This is a genomic window from Mycobacterium gordonae (genome assembly GCF_002101675.1).
Classification (GTDB): Bacteria; Actinomycetota; Actinomycetes; order Mycobacteriales; family Mycobacteriaceae; genus Mycobacterium; species Mycobacterium gordonae.
The window spans coordinates 86,143-93,901 of record NZ_LQOY01000040.1 but is presented as its reverse complement, the minus strand read 5'-3'; the positions used below and the strand labels follow the sequence as shown (position 1 = coordinate 93,901).

Annotated in this window: 2 protein-coding genes; both read right to left on the bottom strand. The window is 73.4% G+C overall.

Annotation, left to right across the window (positions count from 1 at the left end; all coding sequences use genetic code 11):
* Positions 1 to 1,822, bottom strand: a 1,822-nt coding sequence (locus AWC08_RS07660; protein ID WP_419196905.1) for a PPE domain-containing protein, incomplete at its 3' end; no start/stop codon positions are given.
* A gap of 124 nt (positions 1,823 to 1,946) precedes the next feature.
* Positions 1,947 to 7,691, bottom strand: a complete 5,745-nt coding sequence (locus tag AWC08_RS07655) for a PE family protein (protein WP_142283456.1) — start codon at positions 7,689 to 7,691, stop codon at positions 1,947 to 1,949.
* Positions 7,692 to 7,759: the final 68 nt, after the last annotated feature.

Here is a 7,759-nt window from a genome sequence, read left to right as displayed (position 1 = left end):
CCGAGCCGCTATTGAAGAACCCCGACGACGGCGCACCGGTGGTATTGCCGATGCCCGGGCCCGCCGGGATCGAGAACAACGGGATATCCATCGGGCCCACGGTGCCGGAAATGCCGCCGTACGTTGTGTATCCCGGGCCGCCGAGCGTGAAGGAGAGCCGTGGTCCGCTGATCGTTATGGTCGGAACGCTGATGGGGCCGATGGTGCCGGACGTGTTGCTGAGAGTATTTAGATTGAGCGCCCCGATGTTGAACGGCAGCGTGGTGATGTCGAATGTGCCACCAGATATCGTCGTGTTCACCGGGAATCGCATGCCGAAGTCCACCGGAATCTGGTTGATGTGGATCGAGTAGGAAACACCGGTCATGCCCTGGGCATCGCCCCGGACGAACATCCCGTTGTTCATGTCCCCGGAGTTGCCGATACCGGTGTTGACGTCACCGGAATTGCCGATGCCGGTGTTGAGGTCCCCGGTATTGAACCAGCCGGTGTTGGTGTCCCCGCTATTGAAATCACCGCTGTTGAAGCTGCCCTCGTTGAAGCTTCCGGTGTTGTAGCTGCCGCGGTTCCCGATACCGGTGTTGACGTTGCCCGGGTTGAACAACCCGGTATTGCCGATGCCGGAATTGCCGATACCGGTGTTGTAACTACCGGTATTGAACAACCCAGAATTGCCGACCCCGGAATTCAGAATGCCGCGCAGATCAAAGCCGGAGTTGCCGATGCCGACATTGCCGTTACCGGTGTTACCGAACCCGATGTTGTAATCACCGGTATTACCGAACCCGATATTGCCGGTGCCGGTGTTACCGAAGGCGTCGGTGACGATCGCTTCCGCCGTGCCGGGGTTCAGGCTGTGCGCCAGCAGGTTGCTGATGGCCGGGTTGCTCAACAAGCTGCTGAACGCCTTGCTGGTCAGCAGGTTAGCGACGGTCGGGCTGCTCAACGCGCTGGTCACGGTCGCGTTGGTGAGCAAACTGTTCAGCCCCCCGGAACCGGACAGACTCGCGACAAGCGCCCGCAGTCCGGCGCCGGAGCCGCCGAAGCGACCCCACGAACCCGGTCCGAAGCCTTGCCGGCCGAACGATCCCAAGCCGCTCGCCGCGGTTGGTCCGCCGGTCCCGATGCCGCCTAGATCATGCAGTCGGAGGTTGGCGAGGCCGCCGGTGCTCTGCTGCAGATTGCGCAGGACGCCGGCGAGGTTGAACCCGCCCGGGAGGCTGGTCATCCTGGTGTTGATCGCACCGAGGCCCGCTTTGAGGGCGCCGGGGTTCAGACCGCCGGCGAGGCCGGACAGCTCGGCCACCACGGCTTTGGCGAAGCCCCCGGCGCCGGACGAAACGCCCCCCGGCACCTTGGCGAACGGCGTCAACGCCGCTGCCGCGGCCGCTGCCCCGCCGTGGTAGCCCAGCATCGCGACCACGTCCTGTGCCCAGAACTGCTCGTAGATCTCTTCCACGGCAGCGATGGCCGGTGCGTTCTGGCCGAACAGGTTCGACATCACCAGGGAGACCAGCGAATTGCGGTTGCCCGCGATCAGCGCCGGATGAACGATGATCGATCGGGCCGTTTCGAAGGCGGACACCACCGCCCGGGCTTGCGACGCCGCCTCCTGGGCCGCGATTCCGGCGGCACTCAGCCACGCGGTGTAGGGCGTGGCGGCCGCTGCCATCTCCAACGAAGCCGGGCCCTGCCAGGCGTCGTTGATCAGACCCGAGGTGACTCCCTCGAAGAACGATGACGCGGAGCTCAGCTCGGACGCCAGACCGTCCCACGCCGACGCGACCGACGCCATGGGCGCCGATCCGGCGCCGAGCAGCATGTTCAGGGAGTTGATCTCGGGTGGCAAGGTCAAAAAACTCACCGGCTCAATCCTCTTCCTTGCATTTCTGACGGTCGCTGTTCGCCCATGTGTGGAGTAATGCCTGGTAGACCGGATGGAGTTGCTAGGTGCCGTTGGGGCCGTTGCTGCCGTTGGTGCCGGTGTTGCCCGGAGTCGGGTTGCCGCCGGCGGCGCCGTTGCTGCCGGTGCCGCCGTTGCCGGGGGTGCCGTTGGCGCCGGTTCCACCGGTGACCGCACCACCCAGTCCGGCGCCGCCCGCGCCGCCGGTGGCCTTGTTACCGCCGGCACCGCCGGTGCCACCGTTGCCGCCCTTGCCGCCGGTGGCACCGGTTGTGGAGTTGCCACCAGCGCCGGCCGTGCCGGCGTTGCCGCCGTTACCGGAATTGCCGGCCGCCCCGCCGGTTCCGCCGGCCGGTGTGCCACCGCCGGAGTTGCCGGCACCACCGGCACCACCATTCCCGCCGATGCCACCGGCACCACCGGTACCGACGCTTCCGCCGACACCTCCGGCCCCCGTCGTACCGCCGACGCCACCGGTGCCGCCGTTACCCGAGGCCCCACCGACGCCACCGGTACCACCGACCCCACCGGTGCCGCCCGCGGTGGTGGCGGTGCCGGCACCGCCCGTGCCGCCAACGCCACCATTGCCGGAGGCGCCGCCGTTGGCGGACGAGCCGCCGGCCCCGCCGGTGCCCGTCGAGGTGGACTTACCACCGGCGCCGCCGTTGCCAGACGCCCCGCCGTTGCCGCCGCTGCCGCCCGCGCCACCGTTGCTGGCGGCTCCCGGCGTGCCGCTGGTGGCTGCACCGCCGGATGCGCCGTTACCACCGGTTCCGCCGTTGGCTCCGGCGCCACCGGCGCCGCTCGCACCGCCGGCCGCACCGGTGGTGGCGGTGTTCGGCCCGGCATTGCCGCCGCTACCGCCCGCACCACCGGTGCCGCCCCCGCCACCGGCTCCGGCCAGGCCGGCCGCGCCACCGGAGCTGCCCGCGCCGCCGGCGCCGGCGTTGCCACCGTTACCGCCGGCACCGGCGATGCCGCCGGTACCACCAGCACCGCCAGCCTGGGTCGTGGTGCCGCTACTACCGTTACCGCCGAGGCCACCGTTGGCGCCGAGTCCACCTTGACCGCCGTTACCGCCGGCGCCGCCCGCGGTGGTCGCGGTGCCGGTCCCGCCGGCGCCGCCCGAACCGGCATTGCCACCGGCACCACCGTTGCCGCCGTTGGTTCCGTTGGCGGCGGTACCGTTCGCGCGGTTGAAGCCGTTGCCGGCAGCGCCGCCGGCGCCGCCATTGCCGCCGTTACCGCCGTTACCGGCAGCACCCGAGGTTCCGTTCGTCGCGGCACCCGCGGCCCCACCTATACCACCGCCACCACCGGTTCCGCCGAGTCCACCATTGCCGCCGACGGCCGTTGACGTGGAACTGGCGCCGGCACCGCCCACGCCACCTTGGCCACCGTTACCCGCGAGGCCGCCGTTACCGCCATTGCCGGAGATCGAGCCGCCCGCGCCACCGGCGCCACCGTTGCCACCGATACCGCCCGCGCCACCGGTGCCACCGGTACCGGTACCCGTGCCAGCCGTGCCGACGGTTCCGGTCGCGCCGTTGCCGCCCGTGCCGCCGGCGCCGCCGTTACCCACCGAACCACCGGCACCACCGTTGCCGCCGTTGCCACCGGCCGAGCCGTTGGTGAGCGCGCCGGCGTTGAAGCCGTTACCGCCATCGCCGCCATGGCCGCTACTGCTGGCCGCGGCACCGTCGGCACCGTTGTTTCCGGTAGTTGAGCCGGTTCCTGCCGCTCCGCCGGTCCCGACAGCGCCCGCGTCGCCGCCCTTACCACCATTGCTCGCGTTGATGTTGCCCACGGTGCCGTCGGCACCGCGGCCGCCGTCGCCGCCCAGGCCGGACGCCCCACCGGCACCGCCGTCTCCGGCAGCACCCTGGGTTCCCGCAGTAGCGGCACCACCGTTACCGCCGGCGCCACCCACGCCGCCGGCACCGCCGGCGCCACCGGCGCCACCAGCGGTGGTCGGGTTCGTCGAGTTGGCGCCTTTACCGCCGGTACCGCCTTGCGCCCCGGCGCCACCCATACCGCCGGCTCCGCCGTTACCGGACACCGTGCCGCCGGCACCACCGTCACCGCCGGCACCACCGAAACCGCCCGCAACTCCGTCGGCGCCATTGCCGCCCGAGCCGACCCCAGCCGCACCGGCCTTGCCCGCCAGACCCGCACCACCGCTGCCACCCGCGCCGCCGGTGCCACTCTTTCCGGCATCACCACCATGACCGCCGGCGCCGCCGCCGGCCTGACCGATACCGCCGGTACCACCGGCGCCGCCGTCACCGGATGTCGTACCGCCGGCGCCGCCGTGACCCCCTGCACCGCCAACACCCACCGGCGATTGGCCGAGGCCACCCGTACCACCGATGCCACCGGCGCCCGTTTCGCCACCAGCGCCACCGGCACCACCGACACCACCGTTGCCGGCCTGCGCTCCGCTGTCGCCACCGTGACCACCGGCGCCGCCGGTGCCAGTGCCGTCGCCGGCGCCACCGACGCCGCCGGCACCACCGCTACCCAGAACGCCGCCGGCGCCACCGTCGCCGCCGACGCCACCGTTCGCGTTCGAGCCGGCCTCGGCGGCATAACCCTTGCCGCCGACGCCACCGTCGCCGCCAGTGGTCGCGGCAGCGCCAGTGACGCCGTTCGGGCCGGTGCCCGCGCCGCCACTCCCGTGCGCCGCACCGGCACCTCCGGTGCCTGGGTTACCGCCCTGCCCGCCGGTACCGCCGTTGACGCTGCCGGAGTTGCCGTTTCCACCGACACCACCGGTGCCTCCGACGCCGGCCGCTCCACCGCTTCCGCCAGCACCACCGGCGCCGAGGGCCCCCGCGATGCCCTTCGCGGACGCACCGCCCGCACCACCGTTACCGCCGACGGCACCCGCCCCGCCGACGCCGCCCTGGCCACCCACGCCGCCGGTTCCGCCACCGTCGGCACCGTCCGCACCGACACCGCCGGTACCACCTACGCCGCCGCTACCGCCGGCACCGCCGGCACCACCGGCACCGCCGTTACCCGCGAGCGCCCCGGCCACACCGCCGGCACCGCCGTTACCGCCGATCCCACCGGCCTGACCCGTCTCTCCGGTCAGGCCGGTGCCACCGGTGGCGCCCTGCGCGCCCGTGGCACCGTCTCCACCCTTGCCGCCCGCACCGCCGTTGCCGACTGCGCCGCCGGCGCCGCCGGCGCCACCGTTGCCGCCGGCGGCACCGGTCACCGTGCCGGCAGCGGCGTTGTACCCGTCACCACCGGCGCCGCCGTTGCCGCCTGCGGTCGCCGCGGCACCGGCGGCTCCGTTGCCACCGCTGGTCGACCCGAAGGCACCCTGGCCACCGCCGCCGCCGGTGCCCGGGTTACCGCCGAGTCCACCGGCACCCCCGTTGATGCTGTCGATGGTGCCGTTGGCGCCATGACCACCATCACCGCCCAACCCGGCCGCGCCGCCGGCGCCACCGTTACCGCCGACACCCAGGTTGCCGAGGGGGTTCGGCGCGTTGCCACCCTTACCGCCGTTGCCACCTTGCCCACCGGCTCCGCCGTTTCCACCGGTGCCGGCGATCTGGGACGGGTCGGTTGCGTTGGCGCCGGCCGCGCCGGTACCGCCCTGCCCGCCGATGCCGCCCTGTCCGCCGGCCCCGCCGAAGCCCGCGGTTGTCCCGGCCGCACCACCCTCGCCGCCGTTACCGCCGTTGCCGCCGGTCCCGCCGGCGCCGCCGGTCTGGGTCGGATCGGTGCCGGTGGCGCCGATGGCGCCGTTACCGCCGGCACCGCCCGCGCCACCGTTTCCGACGCGACCGCCGGCGCCGCCGCGCCCGCCGTCACCGCCGTTGGCGCCTGGAGAGGTCGCGTTCCAGCCCGCGCCACCGGCGCCGCCGTTGCCGCCACTCAATGCGGCCGTCCCCGCCGAACCGGACGCGGAGACGCTGGTTCCGGTGCCGTTCACTCCGCCAGCCCCGCCGGCCCCGCCGACGCCGGGATTTCCACCCTGGCCGCCGGTACCGCCGTTACGCACGTTGATGTCGCCAGCTCCGCCGACCCCGCCATCGCCGCCGATCCCAGCGGCACCGCCCTGGCCGCCCGCGCCGCCGACGCCGGTGATCCCACCGGTCCCGCTGCCCAGCGCGACGCCGGCGGCCCCGCCGGCACCGCCGTGTCCACCGGCGCCGCCACTGCCGCCGATGCCGCCGGTTCCGCCGGTGGCTCCGGCGACGGCTGCGTCGGCCCCGGTCGCTCCGGAACCGCCGGCTCCGCCGAGCCCGCCGACGCCACCGGCACCGCCGTTTCCGCCGTTGCCTGACACGGCACCGCCGCGGCCACCGGCACCACCGACGCCACCGGTGCCACCGACTGCACCCGTGGCGCCCGCGGCTCCTGGGGTAGCCCCGTTCGCTCCGGCGGCGCCGGCCACACCGGCACCGCCGGCACCACCGTTGCCACCGTTGCCCGTCACGCCGCCGTCACCGCCGGCGCCACCAATACCACCGACCACGCCGACGCCACCGGCACCGCCGGTGCCGCCCGCTCCGCTGCCGTCACCGTTACCGCCGGCGCCACCGATGCCGCCGTGGCCAGCCGTCCCGGCGTTCCCGCCGGCGCCGCCGTTGCCGCCGGCTGCGTTCGAGCCACCCGCGGCGGTCAGGCCCGCACCGCCGGCACCACCGTTGCCGCCGGTAGTTGCCGCCGCGCCCATGGCGCCGTTTGCCGCGCCGAGTGAACCCGCTCCGCCCACTCCGCCGATGCCGGGGTTGCCGCCCTGGCCGCCCGCCCCGCCGTTGGGAGTGCCGATGTCGCCGCCGCCACCGGCCCCGCCGTTACCGCCTAGCCCGGCCGCACCACCGGCGCCGCCCACCGCACCGGAGCCGAACATGCCGGTACCGCCGGCCGCACCGCCGGCACCGCCATTTCCGCCGTTGCCGCCAGTGCCGCCGGCGCCACCGGGGGTCGTCGCATCGGCACCCACCCAACCCGCGCCACCCGCGCCACCGGCGCCGCCGACGCCGGCCTGGCTGAACACCGTCCCGCCGTTACCGCCCACACCGCCGACCCCGCCATTGCCGCCGTGGATGCCCAACAGCTGGTCACCGGCACCGCCAACTCCGCCAGCGCCGCCAACCCCGCCGTTACCAAAGAACCCAGCGTTTCCGCCGTTGCCCCCCGCGGCGCCGATCGCGCCAGCCGTGGCCCCGATACCGCCCGTTCCGCCCATACCGCCGTTGCCCCAGAGCGTCCCGCCGGAGCCGCCGTTTCCGCCGACGGCGCCCGCTCCGCCGACCCCGCCGACCCCGCCGTTACCGAACAAACCCGCCGCTCCACCGGCCCCTCCGGCTTGACCCGCGGCGCCGGATCCACCGGCCCCGCCGTTGCCCCACAGCAAACCGCCCGCGCCACCGTTGGCGCCGCTGCCCGGGGCGGCGTCAGCGCCGTTGCCGATCAGCGGACGCTGGAAGAGTGCCTGCGATGGCGCGTTGATCAGGTCTGACACGGCCTGCAGCGGCGAGGCGTTGAACGCCTCGCCTGCGGAGTACGCATTGCCGGCGCTGTTCAAAGCCTGCACGAACTGCTGATGGAACGCCTGGGCTTCGGAACTCAAGGCTTGGTAGCCCTGTGCGTGCGTGCCGAACAGCGCAGCGATGGCGGTCGACACCTCGTCGCGAGCGGCCGGCAGCAACGAGGTGATAGGACCTGCCCAGGTCCCGTTGGCCTCGTTGATCGACGCACCCAGACTCTGCAAATTCGTTGCCGCAGCAGCGAGCAGGTCGGGGGCAGCCACCAAATACGACATCGCTGAAACTCCTGTGGTTCATGGCCGATGGTTGGACACGCGATTGGGAATGTACATCCACGCAAGAC